This window comes from Oleisolibacter albus (assembly GCF_003336875.1).
Classification (GTDB): domain Bacteria; phylum Pseudomonadota; class Alphaproteobacteria; order Azospirillales; family Azospirillaceae; genus Niveispirillum; species Niveispirillum album.
Genome location: NZ_QGNJ01000005.1, coordinates 65,644 through 81,688, shown reverse-complemented (window position 1 = coordinate 81,688; position 16,045 = coordinate 65,644). Strand labels below are relative to the sequence as shown.

Genomic DNA, 16,045 nt, shown 5'->3' with positions numbered 1-16,045 from the left:
GGGCGGGCTTCCCTTCGGCGCCTGGTCAACACCCCGCCGCACCCCTTCGACCTGCCTTTTCAGGGATCCATAGATCATGGCCATCCGCATCATCACCGCCGACGAGCGCCTGTCGACCGCCAGCAACAAGACCAGCTTCGCCATTTTCGGACCACCCGGTGTCGGCAAGACCTCGCTGCTGAAGACCCTGCCGCCGGACCGGACTCTGTGCCTGGACCTGGAGGCGGGCCTGAAGTCCGTCCAGGACTGGCGGGGTGCCAGCATCCCGATCCGCAGCTATCTGGATTTCCGTGACCTCGTCGTTCTGATCAGCGGCCCCGACCCGGCGGTCCACCCGACCGCCACCTATGGCGAGGCGCATTACCAGCATGTCCGGGCCAGCCATGCCGATAGCGGGCTGGAAGCGTTCCTGGCCTCCAAGCCCATCCTGTTCGTCGACAGCATCACCGACCTGTCCCGGCAGGTGATGACCTTTGCCCGCCAGCAGCCCGAGGCATTTTCCGAGCGTACTGGCAAACCCGATGTGCGGGGGGCGTATGGCCTGCTCGGGCGTGAGGTGATCCACGCTTTGAAGCTGCTGCAGCACGCGCCGGGCAAGACGGTGATCTTCGTCGGGGTGCTGGAGAAGGTGACCGATGAGTTCAACGCCGTCACCTGGCAGCCCCAGATGGAGGGCGCCAAGATCGGCCGCGAACTGCCCGGCATCGTCGACCAGGTCATGACGATGCACTTTTTCGACAGCACCAGCGATGGCGGATTTGCCTTCAACGAGAAGGGCGAACACCGACGGCTGGTCTGTCGCGCGGGCAATCCCTGGGGCCTGCCGGCCAAGGACCGCAGCGGTCGCCTCGACCCGACCGAGCCGTCCGACCTCACCGCCCTTTTCACCAAGATCAACGCGCCCGGCACTGCCGCCGCGACCGCCTGAAGGAGAGCACCATGTATGATCTGAACGATGCCCAGCCGCAGATGGCCCCGGCCGGCGACCTGATCCCGGACGGCACTTTTGCCCGCGTGCGCATGACCATCCGCCCGGGTGGCGCGAACGGCTCCAGCCCGCTGGATGCCGGGTTGCTGACCGCCTCGAAATCCTCCGACGCCAAGATGCTGGATTGTGAATTCACCGTCGTCGAGGGGCCGTTTGCCCGGCGGAAATTCTGGCAGAACTTCACCGTGGCTGGCGGCAAGCTGGATGACAAGGGCGTGTCCAAGGGCTGGAACATCGCCAAGGCCGCCTTCCGCGCCATGGTGGACAGTGCCCTGGGGCTGGATCCCAAGGACATGAGCGACGCCGCCAAGGCGAAGCGCACCCTGCGCGGGCTGAAGGATCTGGACGGCATCACCTTTGTCGCCCGCATCATGGTCGAGCCGGCGAGCAACCCGCAATACAAGGATGCCAACAAGCTGGCCCACGTGGTGACGCCCGATGAGCCGCAGCACGCCCTGGTGCTGCGCGGGGAGACGGTGCCGCCCGAACCCGTGAACGCCAAGCCCCGCAAGGCAGCGGAACCCGCGGCGCAAGGTGGCCCCGCCTGGGCTGCCAACCCAACGGCCACCGCCAACAGCGGCACTGCCTGGAATGCGGCCCCCGCCTGGGCGGGCCAGACCACGCCGCCGCCATCGCCGCCCGCCGCTCCGGCTGGGCCGGCATGGCTGAACGGCTGACCGGGCCGGCACCACCGGCATGACCGACGATGAATGGCAGGCGCTGGCAACGCGCGAAGCGGCAAAGGCGATCGGACAATGGCTGGAAGGACGAGGCCGACTGCATCAACCCATTTCGGTGCTGACGCTGGCAGAGCTGGAAGCGATGGCAGCAAACGCCGTCGCCCGGTTCGTGGTGCTGGCCGCCCGAAGGATTCGCGACCAGCCAAACGACAGCCAGGACCCCGGATCAGGTCCGGGGCAGGACCTGACCCGGCTCTTGCTCGGATAGGCCCTTGTGGACTGTGCCACCGGGAGGGACGCGGCTTCCTCTACCTGCACCGGCACAATCCGCTGCTGTTCCACCGCTTCTGCTCCATGGGCTGCCTTGATGCAGGATCCCGTCTGGCAAAGGAGAATAACGGGATGATCGACAAGACCGCACGGGAGATGCGGGCGCTGAAGGACGCCCGCCGCCCCTTTGCCGAGGCGCTGACCGACCTTGGCCTGATGGAACCCTTTTTCCATCGCACCGCCGCCGAGATCGACCGCCTGATCGAGGCCGCCGTCACCGGCTATGTCGAGAGTATGCAGCGCCAAGCCGGCGTGCAGGAGCGGACCGGTACCGCGCTGGACGACCCTTTGCCGTTCTGAAACCGGGCTGCCGCCATGATCGACCTTAACCACGGTTCCGGCTGCCAGTATGAGCGACCGGCCCGCGACCCCGGCATTGCCGCCGCCATCAACGCTGCCATCGATGCTGCCCTGGCCACCCGCAACCGGGCACAGCCGCCCCGGCACTATGTCAGCACCTCTGGCATCGGTCGCGAATGCCTGCGCCAGATCCAGTACGACTATCTCGTTCTGCCAAAGGATGCAGGGGCTGATTTCACGGGTGCCACCCTGCGCATCTTCGAAGCCGGCCATCGTGGCGAGGATGTGGTGGCCGACTGGCTGCGGACTGCCGGCTTCGACCTGCGCACCCACCGCCGGGACGGAAGGCAGTTCGGCTTTTCGGCTCTGGACGGGCGGTTCCGTGGCCATATTGATGGCTGCCTTGTCTCCGGCCCCGCCGCCATGGCTTATCCGGCCCTGTGGGAGAATAAATGCCTGGGGGCGGCGTCGTGGAAGGAGGTAGTCAAGCGGGGCGTCGTCCTGGCCCGGCCTGTCTACGCAGCACAGATCGCGCTGTATCAGGCCTATATGGATCTGCCGGAACCTGCCCTGTTCACGGCACTCAACCGCGACAGTTGGGAACTGCACGCCGAACTGGTGCCCTTTGACGCGCCGCTGGCGCAGCGGATGAGCGACCGGGCGGTGGAGGTGGTGCGGGCATCCGCGGCGCAGGAACTGTTGCCCCGTGCCGCCGCCCACCGCACCTCGGCCCTGTGTCGCGGTGGCTGGACCGGCGGTGAATGCCACGCGCCCTGTGCCTGGCAGGACCGTTGCTGGGGGCCTGCGCCATGACCGGCATCACCCCGTCCGCCAACCAGACCCGCGCCATCGCCGCCATCCGCGACTGGTTTGAGAACCGCACCCGTGAACAGCCGGTGTTCCGGCTGTTTGGCTATGCCGGCACCGGCAAGAGCACCGTGTTGAAATTCGCGCTCGACGATCTCGGCCTTGACCCGCATCGCTCCGGCAGGGAGGGCGGCACCATGGTGCCGGGCGTCGTCACGGCCACCTTCACCGGCAAGGCGGCGCTGGTGCTGCGGCGCAAGGGCACGCCCGCGCGCACCATCCACAGCCTGATCTACCGGGTGATCGAGGCAACCGAGGAGGAGATCGAGGCGGCGCGGCAGAAGATCGTCGAGGCCGAACAGCAGGCACGCACCCTGTCCGGCTTTGAGCGTGTCACCGCCGATGCAGCGATTGAGGCCATGCGCCAGGGTCTGAAGGACATGCGCAAGCCGCGTTTCGACCTCAGCCCCGACAGCGATGCCGCCCATTGCCGGCTGATCGTGCTGGACGAGGTATCGATGGTGGGCACCGACATGGCCCGCGACCTGCTGTCATTCGGCAAGCCCATCCTGGTGTTGGGCGACCCCGGCCAGTTGCCACCGATCAAAGGCGAAGGCGCCTTCACGCAACAGGATCCCGACATCATGCTGACCGAGATCCACCGGCAGGCGGCGGAGAGCGCCGTCATCCGGCTGGCCACCTGGGCGCGGGAGGGCCGGCCGATCCCCATGGGCCGGCATGATGATCACGTCTGGAAGCTGGCCAAGACGGCGGTGTCGCCGGACCAGTGCCTGCGCGGCGGACAGGTGATCTGCGGCCTGAACGCCACCCGGCTGCACCTGAACAACGCCCTGCGCCGTGCCGCCGGCCTCAATGGCGGCTGGTTGCCGACAGGACCTGCCGAGAAGATCGTCTGCCTGAAGAACCGCAACGACCTTGGCCTGATCAACGGCATGTTCCTGACCCTGGATGACATCGTGGATGAGGGCAGCCTGTATTTCTCCGCCACGGTGGCCGACGAGGACGGCAACGCCATCGGCCCCGTCGGCCCGGAAGGAAAGCGGGAGCGGTTGCGCCTCTACAAGGGGCATTTCGAAGATCACCATGTCCTGGACAAGGACCGCCACGACCGCGACTGGAAGGAGAAACGGCGTCTGGTCGAAGCAACCTTCGGCTGGGCCATCACCGGCCATAAGGCGCAAGGCAGCCAGTGGGAGAACATCATCGTCTGGGACGATGGGCTGGGCCGCACGGCGGAGGACCGCGCCCGCTGGCTCTACACCGCCATCACCCGGGCCGAGAAGGGGCTGGTGGTCCTGGCATGATCGACCTCAATGATGTCTGGCAGCCGCCGCCCCGGTTCGATCTGCGCCAGGTCCGTGACCGGCTGGCGGCATCGGCACCCGATTGGCTGCCGGCCCTGTTCCCCAGGGGGCGCCTGTCCGCCGACCGCCGCACCCTGCGCTGTGCCGATCTCTCCGGCCGGCCGCCGCGCAACGAAGGCTCCTGCGTCATCCATCTGGCCGGCAGCCATGCCGGCTGGGGCTTCGACTTCGCCACGGGCGAAAGTGCCGGCCCCATCGACCTGATTCATTACGCCACCGGCCTGGAGGACGCGCCGCTGTTCGAGGAAGCGGCCCGGCTGGCTCGCCTGGATATGCCGCTGCCGGTGGCCCGACCCGCGGCTGCCAAACCGGACCACAGCTTGGAAATTGCCCGCATCCTTGATGGCTGCCGCCCGCTGGCCGGCACGGTGGCGGAAACCTATCTGCGCAGCCGGGGCTTGTCGGAGCCCGGTTCACCCGACCTGCTTTTCCATGACGACCTGACGGACTATGACAGCGCGCGGGGTTGGCCCGGCATGGTGGCCCTGGTACGCGACAATGCCGGCCAACCCACCGGTGGCATCCACCGCACGTTCCTGCTGGAGGATGGATCGGGCAAGGCCCCGCCGGGCAAGAAGATGCTGGGGCCGATTGCGGATGGGCATGTCCGGCTGGCTCCCCTCGGCGCAGACGGTCATCTGGGCGTGGCTGAAGGCATCGAGACGGCCCTGGCGGCAACAGCGATCTTCGGCATTCCCACCTGGGCCGGGCTGTCGGCCGACGGCGTGCGGCGGTTCCAGTGGCCCGACGGCGTGCGTCACGTCACCATCTTCGCGGATGCTGGCGACGCCGGACGCCAGGCCGCCGCCGCGCTGGCCGACCGGCTGAACCGGGCCGACATTCCCAACACCATCGTCGTCCCGCTGCACGGCGATGATTTCAACGATGATCTGCGGCAAGGGGCGACCACCGCTGACTATGGCCTGGTGCCTGCCGGGCAACCCGCCCCGACGCCCCGCACCCTGGCGGAGATGGAAGCCGCTGCCCTTGCGCTGACCCACCCGCCCGACATGACGGACCTTGCCCGCCTGCTGGGGGCCATCGCCACCGCGCGGCTCGACCCCGTGCCCATCCGGCACCTGCTGACCACCATCAAGGCGACCACCCGCATCCCGGTTTCGGTGCTGGAGAAGCAGTTGCGCGACCTGCGCCGCCGGCTGAATGGCGGCGGGGGTGACGCACCGGCGATCCGCCCGCCCTGGGCCGCCATGCTGCGCATCGGCGATGACGGCGCGCCGGAGCGCAATGAGGCCAATGTCATCACCGCCCTGTCCAACGATCCGGCCTTTGCAGGTGCCCTGGTCTTCGACGAATTCCGGCAGGAGATTCTGGCGGCCCGCCCGCTGCCCTGGGAAAGCGGCCCGTTCCAAGCCCCGCGCCCCTGGAATGCCACCGACGATGTGCGCTGCGCCGAATGGCTCCAGCGCCGGGAGATCAACGTCACGCCCCTGGTGGTCAGCCGCAGCGTGGGTGCGGTGGCCAACGACATCCGCGTCCATCCCGTCCGCGACTATCTCGACCATCTGCGTTGGGACGGCACGCCACGGCTGGAGACTTGGGCCATCCGCTATCTGGGCGCCAAGGACACGTCGCTCAACCGCGCCTTCGGGGCCCGCTGGCTGATCTCCGCCGTCGCCCGCATCCGGCACCCCGGTGCCAAGGTCGACCATATGCTGATCCTGGAAGGGCCGCAGGGCACCGGCAAATCCACCGCCCTGAAGATCCTGGCCGGGGAGGACTGGTTCACCGACGAACTGGCGGAGATCGGCAGCAAGGACTGCGCCCAGCAGATGCGCGGTGTCTGGATCATCGAGATCGCCGAACTGGACGCCATCGGCCGGGCCGAGGTCGAGCGCATCAAGGCCTTCCTGACCCGCACCACCGACCGCTACCGCCCGCCCTATGAACGCTACGTCATCGACGTGCCCCGACAATGCGTCTTCGCCGGCTCCGTCAACCCCGACACCTATCTGCGCGACGAGACCGGTAACCGCCGCTTCTGGCCCCTGCGCTGCGGCCGTATCGACCTTGACGGCCTGCGCCAAGACCGCGACCAGCTTTGGGCCGAGGCGGTGGCCCGCTACCGCGATGGCGCCATCTGGTGGCTGGACGATCCCGACCTGATCGCCGCCGCCAAGCTGGAGCAGGAAGCCCGCTACCAGGGCGACGCCTGGGACGCCCGCATCGACCGCTGGCTGACCCATGAACGCCGCCGCGTCAATCGGGGCGCCCTCGGCTATGACGACTGGCGCGACGAGGAGGTCGAACGCGACCAGCCGGTCTGTGACGTATCCGTGGGTGAAATCCTGGAAGGAGCGCTGGGGATTGAAACGGGGAAATGGTCACGGGGCGACCAGATGCGCGTGGCAGCGTATCTGAAGGCCCGGCAGTGGGAACGGTACAAGGCAGGGGCGGGTGGACGGCGGGAGTGGCGGTATCGGCGGCCGGTGTGGCTTTAGTGTAACGGCGTCACCCAGAATGCCACAAAAGTAGGAACATTTATTTCTTAATTTATTTTCTACAGATGAATTTAAATCTAACCTCACCCGAAAGTACGTGCCGTTACATACATTTTTCCGGGTGAGGTTCTGAGTGTTTTTGCCATAATTGTCACATTTATATCTCAGTAATCATTATTCTATTTACGCCAAAATTATTCATGGCTGTCTCATTTCTTGTTGAATGGAGCGAAGAGCTTGATCGAAACCCTCGGCTTCACCCTGCTGTTCATGAGATCTCGATTTTTCCCCCGCATCATCCCAGGCTGCAAAAAATCCACCCAATAGCAGAAGCAAAAATATCCACCCGCCGACAGACGGGAATATCCATCCCACGAGCGCCCCCATAATCGCTGCGACAAGTAGATACTTCAGAACGTAAACCAAGAACCAGACAAAGCGCATGTCAGGCAGCCTCCACCAAGCGGACCAGCGAATTCTGATCCTGGTCGTTCATCGGAATAAGATTGTCTATTTGATAGCGGTGTCGTGCAACAATGTAATCCTTTAGAAACGCTTTGTCCTCGTCGCTAACCGGTTGGTCGTTAATCATTGCATTGAATACGTTAAAGAATCTCAAATCATCATCCTTTAGGGTCTTTCCTCTTGCTTGGGCTACAGTCAGCTCGACATAGTCCCGGAGTCCATAGTGTAGAATCAAAGAGCCGCGAGTCATCCCACGCGTGCGCTGCTTCTCCGCAAAGTTCCAGGCCTTTAATGTACTATAACGGATCTTTAGTTCCTCAATCTGTCGTTGCTGCTCCTGCATCGCTCGGCGTAGAGTTTCAATTTCCTTCTGAAGAATACGGACCTGCTCCTTGAGCCGGTTGATTTCCGGCTGCCGGGACAACGCGCCGACAGCCAGGCTGCCTGCGGCGGTCAGTACGAGGGGAATGATGAACGGAAGCGCCATGGTCATTTACCTATCAAAGAAATCTTCAAGGGAACGCATGCGGGAATCGAATTCGGTGAGTTCAAGGACGTAGCCGGAGGCTCTCGCGTGACTCACCAGATCCCGGCCAGAGGCGAACACCTCCGCCTCCAGCCTGGCATTCTCGTCATAAATCCGCTTTGTCACCTTCTCAAGTTCAGCAATGTCCCTGTAGTTGATTCGGTAAAGCGAGTACATCTCCTTGATAGTCATGACCGCCGTAGGCCAACTGATAAATGGCACACCAGTTTTCATGACCCCGATGGTGGCCTTACCGAAGAATTGCGATGAATACGCTATAACCCTCACTTGGTTGGCCGCGGCCTCATCGTCCCTGTTCATGACCCGATTGTGGGCGGCGCAAAGCATAGAAGTCAGCCCCGTCGCGCCAATATCAGCAGCCTTGATGGTAAAGAGATTTCCAAAAGCCTGAACGATCTCCGCACCATCTCCGCCATTGGTGGATGATTTGGCAATATCCCACAGTCTGTTCCCAAGCTTTCCGTTGTCTTGCACATAGTCGAAAAAAGAATGGAATGGGATAGGAAGCCCTTGCTTGGAAAACGTGTCGCCAACGAGATGCCTGAAGACCTGAGCGATTCCGCCGAATATGCTCCCTTCCTGCTTAATCAGAAGCGCAAACGGGTTGTCCGGTCCGATGGAGAAGATGTCATGCCCCCACATAAGGCGATGAATCCCAAACGACACACGCTCACCAGCACGGTTAATGTATTCGCCGTTGACAGCGTCGATTGCATCATCCTTGTGCCCCATGAGAAGCTTTATGATGTGTTCGAACGCGGTTTTCGGCGCCTTCCCACTAGACGCTATGTCGTGAATCTTTTTGGAAAATTCTTTGACGGCATCGGAGGCTGAAATCGCGGCCCCCGTCGCCCCGTAGAGCACGGGGAGAATGAAGTTGCGCGGGTCGTTTGAAGGCGGAGAGATCTTCCCCAGGCTGCCAAGCGTGCGCTCTACAGGAGTTATCTGCTTGCCAAATCGACTTTGTACGTCATCAAGCTGACACAGCGATAATTGGCACGCACGAGCGACGTCCGTCATTCCGCCCCTCCCAAGCCATAGGCGATCACGAGCAATGTGGAAATCAGTGCATCGCCGTGCTCACCGAACTTATCGTCAAGCTTACCGATAATGCTATCCTCGATCTCTACATCAATCTGCGCATCCTCGGCTTCAGCAAGGCTACACACCATACGAACATTCTTATTTTTCTTGGAAAAATATCCAAGCAACCAGTTCAATGTGACATTGATGTTGTCCTCATCGCGACCGGAGGCGACGAAAACACGCTGCGATACCTTGCACTTCATCACGTCCTCCCTCAGCAGCTATTCCTATAGGGGATCGACGATCATCGCCAAGTCCCCGAACCCTCTTACCCAGGTGTTAAGCTCCCGCTCGCTTGTTGTGGTGACCGACAGGGTTATGCTGCCGTCGGGATGGTCCTCAATGAGCTGGTCGTCGCTCCAGATCCGGTCGCGTACGTAATCGGCGGCCTCGGAGGCGATGCGGATGCGGATGCGCTTCGGCTGGTGCCAGACTAGGCCAAAGCTGCGGGCGTCTTCGTCCCCGGCATCGAAGCTGAAATACTCCCCTGTGGGCGTCACGTCGATGATCCGGTGCAGCGAGAAGGTGGTCGGCCTGTCTTTCAGCAACGAGCCTTCCTCAAGCCGATACCCCTCTGCGTATAGGGTCCCGCTCATTGCAAGGATGCGGCCGGGCGCGTAGCGATAGGGCTGCGCCTGTCCGCGGCCAGTGGCTTTATAGATCACGCGGCAGACTTGCCGCCGCTCTATCGCCATTCGGAGACGGGCGATAGTCGGCAGATGAGGTGCGTAGTCTATGAAGCCCTTCGGGCGGATTCCAAGGACGGGATCGCGTGCGGCCCGGTGCCCCTGGCTTTCGGCCAGTTGCAGCGCAAGGGACGTCAGGGTCCGGTCGATGCGTTCGGCCACGCCTTGCGGCAGGTGGGGTGCGGCCAAGTCGCGGCAGACGGCGAGAAAATGAACCTCTTCGAAGGAGAAGCCCAAGGCGTGAGCCTGGGCCTTGGAACGCAGCCTGTAGAAGCGGCGGCGCTCCTCAAGTCCGCTCTCGATCTCCGCGTCCTTGCCCAGGTGCCGCTCAATGACCGCGATCAGGCGGCTGACCGTCTGAGGAGAGCAGCCCAGGTCGCGGGCAATGTCGGCTTGGAAATGTTTACCGCCAGCGAGCGTCAACCTCTGATAGAGAGTCAGCAGCTTGTCCCGTGGCAAAGCGTCAGATTGCTTTCGAGGCATGACCGACCATCTTCAACCAATTTCACGCATCAAGCTCATACCATCCCTTGATTCCGAGCATCGCCCGCAACGAGGACGACATGGTTTCTGGCGAAAAGGACTGCTCCGTAGAAGGCAAATCCCGTCACTAAGATGCATCCTACAAACCGGCACATGGGCTTCTCCGTCATTGCGTGGCGTGGCCAGCGGGAGCTGACACGAAATACGATACTTCCCACTCCCCCCAGATTCTGACGGGCATCCACCTTTTTTGGCGGCTGAGTAAACATCTTACGATCAATCAAATTTGAGGCACTCTGCCCCGCCTTTTGGTTGAAGTCCAGCCGCTATCTATTATTGAACGTCGTTGTGAAATGAGCGTATGGACCACGCTGGGTGTAGGTGCTTCGGTTCAGCGAAGCTACGACGATCATTGTCACCATAGAGGGTAAGAATGCTCACGTCCGTCCATGATTATCCTGTTCCAACCTTCCCCCAAGTACTCCGTTGATATCCGCTGAGGTTGGGACAAGCCCCGAGCCCAGTTCCAACTCAGCCCGCCCGACATGTCCCAACCGTCCCAACCTCATCAGGAGGTTGGGACACGCTGAAAGCCGCTGAAATCCCGGCTTTGTCCCATCCGTCCCAACGGTCCCAACCTCTGGCAAAGGCAATATGGAGAGAGAAAAATCACCCATGGGGTGTGGTTAATTGCCATTTATACGCACAATATGGCTAAAATTATTTTTGCTATAGGATGTTTGCACCCCCCGTTGGGACATGGGACGCTTGGGACCGTCGAGGGATGAGCGCAGCAAGCAAACGACCCTCTTGCGCCGTCCGCTGGCCTGTGATTCCATCCTCCTGACCGAAGCCGAAGGCCCACCCATGCGTGAGCCTTCATCATGTTTCTCCTGCATCCTGTTCCGGCAGCGCCGGACCCCAGGCCAGCCCCCAGCGGGGCCAGCCGCCCACCTCAGTCCATCCTCGCTCTCGACCTGGGCACATTGATGGGCTGGGCCTTGCGTGCCGGTGACGGCACCATCGTCTCTGGCACCGAAGCCTTCCGTCAGGACCGCTGGTCCGGCGGCGGTATGCGCTATCTGCGTTTCCGGCGCTGGCTGGGGGAGATCGCCACCACCACTGGCGGGATCGGCCTTATCGTCTATGAGGAGGTCCGCCGCCATGCCGGCACCGACGCCGCCCACGTCTATGGCGGCTTCCTCGCCACGCTGACCGCCTGGTGCGAGGACCGGAATGTCGCCTATGAGGCGGTGCCGGTTGGCACCATCAAGCGCTTTGCCACCGGCAAGGGCAATGCCGGCAAGGAGGCGGTGATTGCCGCCATCCGGGCGCGCGGGCTCAATCCGGCGGACGACAACGAGGCCGACGCCATCGCCCTGCTGCTCTGGGCCCTCCAGCACCGGGCGGGAGGTGTGTCGTGAGCTTCCTGCCCAAAGGGTTTGGTGGCGACCGCACGCCGCCCGAAGCCATCAAGCGCGACGGCTGGCAGGCCCAGGGCATCCTGGTGATCAGCGCCGATGATGCCCGCCTGTCCTGGCCGGAACGTGAACTGGTCCGCCAACTGGGACGCAAACTTTATGGCGATCGCCCGGACCGGGAGGTGCCTCATGGCTGATCCCGTCTGGACCCCGTTGCTGGTCGAAGAACGGCTGACCGAGGCGGCCGAGGTGCTGAAGCGCCTGCCTGAAGGGCGGATCGGCGGCTATTTCAACACCTGGCCGCAGATCGTGCCGGAATTCTGCGATCTGGTCGGGCGCGAACCACCCCAGCGGCGTCCACCACCGCCCGCCGCCGCTGCCATCACCCGGATGGAGGAAAGCCTTGGCTGGACCATCGGGCTGGACCCGGTGGATGCCCGGATTGTCTGGCTGCGCGCCGGTGGCGAACGCTGGAAAACCGTGTGCTGGAAGGTCGGTCTGGCCCGCGCCACCGCCCACCAGCACTGGCTCTATGCGCTGTGCGTCATCGCCTGGCGACTTAACGGGCGGCGGGTGCCGGGTAAACGGTCGCGCCAGCAGGTGATTGCGATGGTCCATGCGGCGTGCGGCAGCGCAGGGTAGCGCAATCAACCGTTCAGACACTTTTCGCTGAGACGGAAACGGCGGTTTCAGGGTAGATTCCCATCAAGCTCAGGCGAGGTGCGCAGGCGCGCCCTTCGCCGTCGGGGTGGTCGCGATGGGTCATTCCATTGCTGACCCTGCCGCCACCGGGCAATGATGGTACGGCCTCGCGGTTCCTTCCTGGCCGATACCCTATGCTGGCGGCAGAGGTTCGGCATTCCGCCAGTGACGCGGAAAAATCAGGGCATTTCGTTTCGCCAACCGGGCCGGACCTGCAAAGCCAAGGGCTTATGGCATCCGGCCCCCGCCGATTGACGAAACGCCGGATGCCGGGCCGTTTCGTTTTCCGCCATCGCCCGTGTGCCGCCCATTTCGCTTTCAGGAGAGATCGTGGAGCTCATCGACCTGCCCATCGAGCGGGTGATCCCCTATGCCCGCAACCCGCGGCACAATGCCGAGGCGGTGGCCAAGGTGGCGGCGTCCATTGCCGAATATGGCTGGCGCCAGCCCATCGTGGTGGACCGGGACATGGTGGTGGTCGCCGGCCATACAAGGTTGGAAGCAGCACGACGGCTGGGGCTGGCGACGGTCCCGGTGCATGTGGCCACCGACCTGACGCCGGCGCAGGCGCGGGCTTACCGGTTGATGGACAACCGCAGCCACCAGGAAGCGCGCTGGAACGACGAGCTGCTGGCGTTGGAACTGAAAGACCTGCGCATCGACGCGGTGGACCTGACCCTGACCGGCTTCGACGTTGGCGAGATCGACCAGATCCTGGCCGCACTGGACGACGCAGGGGGCGAGGATACCGACGCCGCCGACGGCGCCGATCCCGACGCCACCCCGGAGCCGCCGTCCGATCCGGTGACACGGCCCGGCGATCTGTGGCTGCTGGGGCCGCATCGCCTGCTCTGCGGCGACAGCACCGATCCGACGGCGGTGGCGCGGGTGATGGGCGGGGACAGTGCCGCCCTGTGCTTCACCAGCCCGCCCTATGGGCAGCAGCGCGACTACACCACCGGCGGCATCGCCCGTTGGGACGCGCTGATGCAGGGCGTCTTCGCTCAACTGCCGATGGCCCCTGACGGGCAGGTGCTGGTCAATCTCGGGCTGATCCACCGCGACGGCGAATGGCTACCCTACTGGTCGGACTGGCTGGACTGGATGCGGACCCAGGGCTGGCGCCGCTTCGGGCTGTATGTCTGGGACCAGGGACCGGGGCTGCCCGGTGACTGGGGAGGTCGGCTGGCACCGAGCTTCGAGTTCGTCTTCCACTTCAACCGGCAGGGCCGCAAGCCCAACAAGATCGTGCCCTGCAAATATGCCGGCCTCGACACCCACCTGCGGGCCGACGGCCATTCCACCGCCATGCGCAAGGCCGACGGCACCGTTGGGGCCTGGACCCATGCCGGCCAGCCGACCCAGACCCACCGCATCCCCGACAGCGTGATCCGCATCGGCCGGCACAAGGCGCGCGGCATCGAGGTGGAGCACCCGGCGGTGTTCCCCGTGGCGCTGCCCGAACTGGTCCTGACCGCCTTTGCCGATGCGGGCGATGTCGTCTATGAGCCGTTCTCCGGCTCCGGCACCACCCTGATCGCCGGCGAGCGCACCGGCCGGCGCGTGTGCGCTATCGACCTGGCGCCGGCCTATGTCGATGTGGCGGTGCGCCGCTGGAACGAGCAATTCCCCACCAACCCGGCTCGGCTGGAGGGCGGCGGCACCTTCGCGGAAACCGCCGCCGCGCGGGGCGTGACCCTGGCCATCGCCGCCTGATCCCATGCTGAACGACATCCAGGTCGAACGCTGGCCGCTGGACCGGCTGCTGCCCTATACCGCCAACGCGCGCACCCATTCCGAGGCGCAGGTGGCGGAGATCGCGGGCTCCATCCGCGAGTTCGGCTTCAACAACCCGGTGCTGGTTGATGATCGCGGCGTGCTGATCGCCGGTCACGGACGGCTGCTGGCGGCGCGGCGACTGGGGCTGGCGGAAGTGCCGGTGATCCGGCTTGGCCACCTGACCGAGACACAGGCCCGTGCCTTCCGCCTGGCCGATAACCGGATCGCCCTGAACGGTGGCTGGGATGATGCGCTGCTGTCGGCCGAACTGGCGCGGCTGGTCGAGGAAGGCACCGCGCTGGACGGGCTCGGCTTTGATGCCGGGGAACTGAACCGGCTGCTGAACCTGGACGATCCGGCACCGGGGCTGGTGGACGAGGACGCCACGCCGGAACCACCTGCCGAGCCCGTGACCCGACCGGGGGATCTCTGGCTTCTCGGCCCGCACCGCCTGTTGTGCGGCGACGCCACCCTGGCCGGCGATGTCGAGCGGCTGCTGGCCGGTGCGCGCCCGCACCTGATGGTGACCGATCCGCCCTATGGCGTGGAATATGATCCGTCCTGGCGCAACCAGGCGGGCGTGGCGAAGACGAAGCGCACCGGCAAGGTCGCAAACGACGACCGCGCCGACTGGCGCGAGGCCTGGGCACTGTTTCCCGGCGATGTTGCCTATGTCTGGCACGCCGCCATCCACGCCACCACCGTGGCCGAAAGCCTGACGGCCTGTGGTTTCGACATCCGGGCCCAGATCGTCTGGTCGAAGAGCCGCTTCGCCCTGGGGCGCGGAGATTACCACTGGCAGCACGAGCCGTGCTGGTACGGCGTGCGCAAGGGCGCAAAGAGCCACTGGCAGGGCGCACGCGACCAGTCGACCCTGTGGTCGATCGCCCCGGCCGGCGGCGAGGATGCCGCCACGCCCCACGGCACCCAGAAGCCGGTGGAGGTCATGCGCCGCCCCATCGTCAACAACAGCGCGCAGGGCGATGTCGTCTATGAACCGTTCTGCGGTTCCGGCACCACCCTGGTCGCCGCCGAGACGGTGGGGCGGGTCTGCTACGCCCTGGAACTGGATCCGGCCTATTGCGACGTGATCGTCGGCCGCTGGCAGAATCAAACCGGACAGGCGGCGGTGCTGGACGGCGGTCAAGGCAGTTTCGACCAGATCGCCGCCGGACGGGGCGGCGGCTCCGGGAGATGACTCACTCAGATTTGGGCGTTGCCGTCATAGACAGGGCCGTCCGCGCGGCCATGGCACTGCTGTGGAAGGGATGGTCCGGATCCTCGAGCGGCATTCCATAGGCGTTCGGCGTGCCGGCGATCGCCTCGACATCGGCGAGCAACTGTTCAAGGGCGTCGCGGAGAACATCAACGCTGGTCGTCATGAGATGTCTCCTTCAAGTGGCGATCCGATAGGTCCGCCCGCGCCCTTCGACCTTCTCTGACGTGACGGTGAGGCCGAGCTTCTTCTTCAGCGCCCCGGCAAGGACCCCCCGCACCGTATGATCCTGCCAGCCAGTGGCAGCCGCGATCTCCGCGATGGTGGCCCCTTGCGGCTGGCGGAGCATCGCGATCACCTGGGCCTGTTTGCTGTCGGCGCGGCATTTAACCGCTCGGGGTGGTTCGGCGGCCAGGGTCTGTTCGATGGCGGTGACGGCGGCTTCAAGGTCTGCTGTCCGCGTTGGAGCCTCCACCGGTCCGCGGCCGGCGGCCTGTAGAGCATCAGCAATGGTCAGGCCGCGCTGGGAGAGCAGAGAGTCGAGGCGGTTGATTGCCTTGGTCTTGGTGTTGAAGCTGCGAGGCAACATCGGGATGCCGGCAATGACGCCATAGGCTGCGGCGAGTTCGGCAATGGTCAGGTCGGACAGGGCCGTCATGGTGATCTCCGTCGGGTGGCGGGCTCGCCCGGCCGATCCGGGCGCTTCCACCA

19 protein-coding genes are annotated in these 16,045 nt (G+C 64.3%); 12 read left to right on the top strand and 7 right to left on the bottom strand.

Annotated features, from left to right (window positions below):
• The first annotated feature begins 76 nt into the window (after positions 1-76).
• The 7 genes from DK368_RS08635 to DK368_RS08605 all read left to right on the top strand — a co-directional run bounded on the left by DK368_RS08635 (position 77) and on the right by DK368_RS08605 (position 6,949).
• On the top strand, positions 77-928 hold the full coding sequence (locus DK368_RS08635; protein ID WP_114393542.1) for an ATP-binding protein: 852 nt from the start codon (positions 77-79) through the stop codon (positions 926-928).
• Positions 929-939: 11 nt separating this feature from the next.
• Positions 940-1,665, top strand: a complete 726-nt coding sequence (locus tag DK368_RS08630) for a hypothetical protein (protein ID WP_114393541.1) — start codon at positions 940-942, stop codon at positions 1,663-1,665.
• Between the two features lie 19 nt (positions 1,666-1,684).
• A complete protein-coding gene (locus tag DK368_RS08625) occupies positions 1,685-1,936 on the top strand; it encodes a hypothetical protein (RefSeq protein WP_114393540.1) in 252 nt (83 codons plus the stop codon).
• 134 nt (positions 1,937-2,070) lie between these two features.
• Positions 2,071-2,298 carry a DUF6511 domain-containing protein gene (locus tag DK368_RS21990; RefSeq protein ID WP_240002406.1) on the top strand — a complete coding sequence of 76 codons (228 nt, stop codon included), beginning with the start codon at positions 2,071-2,073 and terminating at the stop codon, positions 2,296-2,298.
• A gap of 15 nt (positions 2,299-2,313) precedes the next feature.
• Positions 2,314-3,111, top strand: a complete 798-nt coding sequence (locus DK368_RS08615) for a hypothetical protein (RefSeq protein ID WP_114393539.1) — start codon at positions 2,314-2,316, stop codon at positions 3,109-3,111.
• The gene (locus tag DK368_RS08610) at positions 3,060-4,430 is read left to right on the top strand and encodes an ATP-dependent DNA helicase (protein WP_240002405.1); all 1,371 of its coding nucleotides are present in this window, start codon (positions 3,060-3,062) and stop codon (positions 4,428-4,430) included. The genes DK368_RS08615 and DK368_RS08610 overlap by 52 nt, the downstream gene beginning before the upstream one ends.
• Entirely contained in the window at positions 4,427-6,949 is a 2,523-nt protein-coding gene (locus DK368_RS08605; protein ID WP_114393538.1) for a VapE domain-containing protein, read from the top strand. Before DK368_RS08610 ends, DK368_RS08605 begins: the two co-directional genes overlap by 4 nt.
• 198 nt (positions 6,950-7,147) lie before the next feature.
• Here the strand turns inward: DK368_RS08605 and DK368_RS21330 are convergent, their stop codons facing one another.
• From DK368_RS21330 to DK368_RS08585, 5 genes are read right to left on the bottom strand one after another with little or no spacing between them, the layout of a single operon-like run.
• Positions 7,148-7,393: a hypothetical protein gene (locus DK368_RS21330; RefSeq protein ID WP_155524520.1), complete on the bottom strand. Its 246-nt coding sequence runs from the start codon at positions 7,391-7,393 to the stop codon at positions 7,148-7,150.
• Between the two features lies 1 nt (position 7,394).
• A complete protein-coding gene (locus tag DK368_RS08600) occupies positions 7,395-7,907 on the bottom strand; it encodes a hypothetical protein (protein WP_114393537.1) in 513 nt (170 codons plus the stop codon).
• Positions 7,908-8,981, bottom strand: a complete 1,074-nt coding sequence (locus DK368_RS08595; RefSeq protein ID WP_114393536.1) for a hypothetical protein — start codon at positions 8,979-8,981, stop codon at positions 7,908-7,910. It abuts the gene before it with no gap.
• Entirely contained in the window at positions 8,978-9,253 is a 276-nt protein-coding gene (locus DK368_RS08590) for a hypothetical protein (protein WP_162305939.1), read from the bottom strand. Before DK368_RS08590 ends, DK368_RS08595 begins: the two co-directional genes overlap by 4 nt.
• A 21-nt stretch (positions 9,254-9,274) precedes the next feature.
• Entirely contained in the window at positions 9,275-10,216 is a 942-nt protein-coding gene (locus DK368_RS08585) for a helix-turn-helix transcriptional regulator (RefSeq protein WP_114393534.1), read from the bottom strand.
• Between the two features lie 884 nt (positions 10,217-11,100).
• Between DK368_RS08585 and DK368_RS08580 the strand changes: the two genes are divergently transcribed.
• The 5 genes from DK368_RS08580 to DK368_RS08560 all read left to right on the top strand — a co-directional run bounded on the left by DK368_RS08580 (position 11,101) and on the right by DK368_RS08560 (position 15,316).
• A complete protein-coding gene (locus DK368_RS08580) occupies positions 11,101-11,640 on the top strand; it encodes a crossover junction endodeoxyribonuclease RuvC (RefSeq protein WP_205028111.1) in 540 nt (179 codons plus the stop codon).
• Positions 11,637-11,834 carry a hypothetical protein gene (locus DK368_RS08575; RefSeq protein WP_114393532.1) on the top strand — a complete coding sequence of 66 codons (198 nt, stop codon included), beginning with the start codon at positions 11,637-11,639 and terminating at the stop codon, positions 11,832-11,834. The genes DK368_RS08580 and DK368_RS08575 overlap by 4 nt, the downstream gene beginning before the upstream one ends.
• The gene (locus tag DK368_RS08570; protein ID WP_114393531.1) at positions 11,827-12,279 is read left to right on the top strand and encodes a DUF6362 family protein; all 453 of its coding nucleotides are present in this window, start codon (positions 11,827-11,829) and stop codon (positions 12,277-12,279) included. The genes DK368_RS08575 and DK368_RS08570 overlap by 8 nt, the downstream gene beginning before the upstream one ends.
• 390 nt (positions 12,280-12,669) lie before the next feature.
• Positions 12,670-14,055: a DNA modification methylase gene (locus tag DK368_RS08565; protein WP_114393530.1), complete on the top strand. Its 1,386-nt coding sequence runs from the start codon at positions 12,670-12,672 to the stop codon at positions 14,053-14,055.
• 4 nt (positions 14,056-14,059) lie between these two features.
• The gene (locus tag DK368_RS08560) at positions 14,060-15,316 is read left to right on the top strand and encodes a site-specific DNA-methyltransferase (RefSeq protein ID WP_114393529.1); all 1,257 of its coding nucleotides are present in this window, start codon (positions 14,060-14,062) and stop codon (positions 15,314-15,316) included.
• 1 nt (position 15,317) lies between these two features.
• Here the strand turns inward: DK368_RS08560 and DK368_RS08555 are convergent, their stop codons facing one another.
• Both DK368_RS08555 and DK368_RS08550 read right to left on the bottom strand, forming a co-directional pair.
• On the bottom strand, positions 15,318-15,500 hold the full coding sequence (locus tag DK368_RS08555; protein ID WP_114393528.1) for a hypothetical protein: 183 nt from the start codon (positions 15,498-15,500) through the stop codon (positions 15,318-15,320).
• Between the two features lie 12 nt (positions 15,501-15,512).
• Positions 15,513-15,992 carry a DUF3489 domain-containing protein gene (locus DK368_RS08550; RefSeq protein ID WP_114393527.1) on the bottom strand — a complete coding sequence of 160 codons (480 nt, stop codon included), beginning with the start codon at positions 15,990-15,992 and terminating at the stop codon, positions 15,513-15,515.
• Positions 15,993-16,045: the final 53 nt, after the last annotated feature.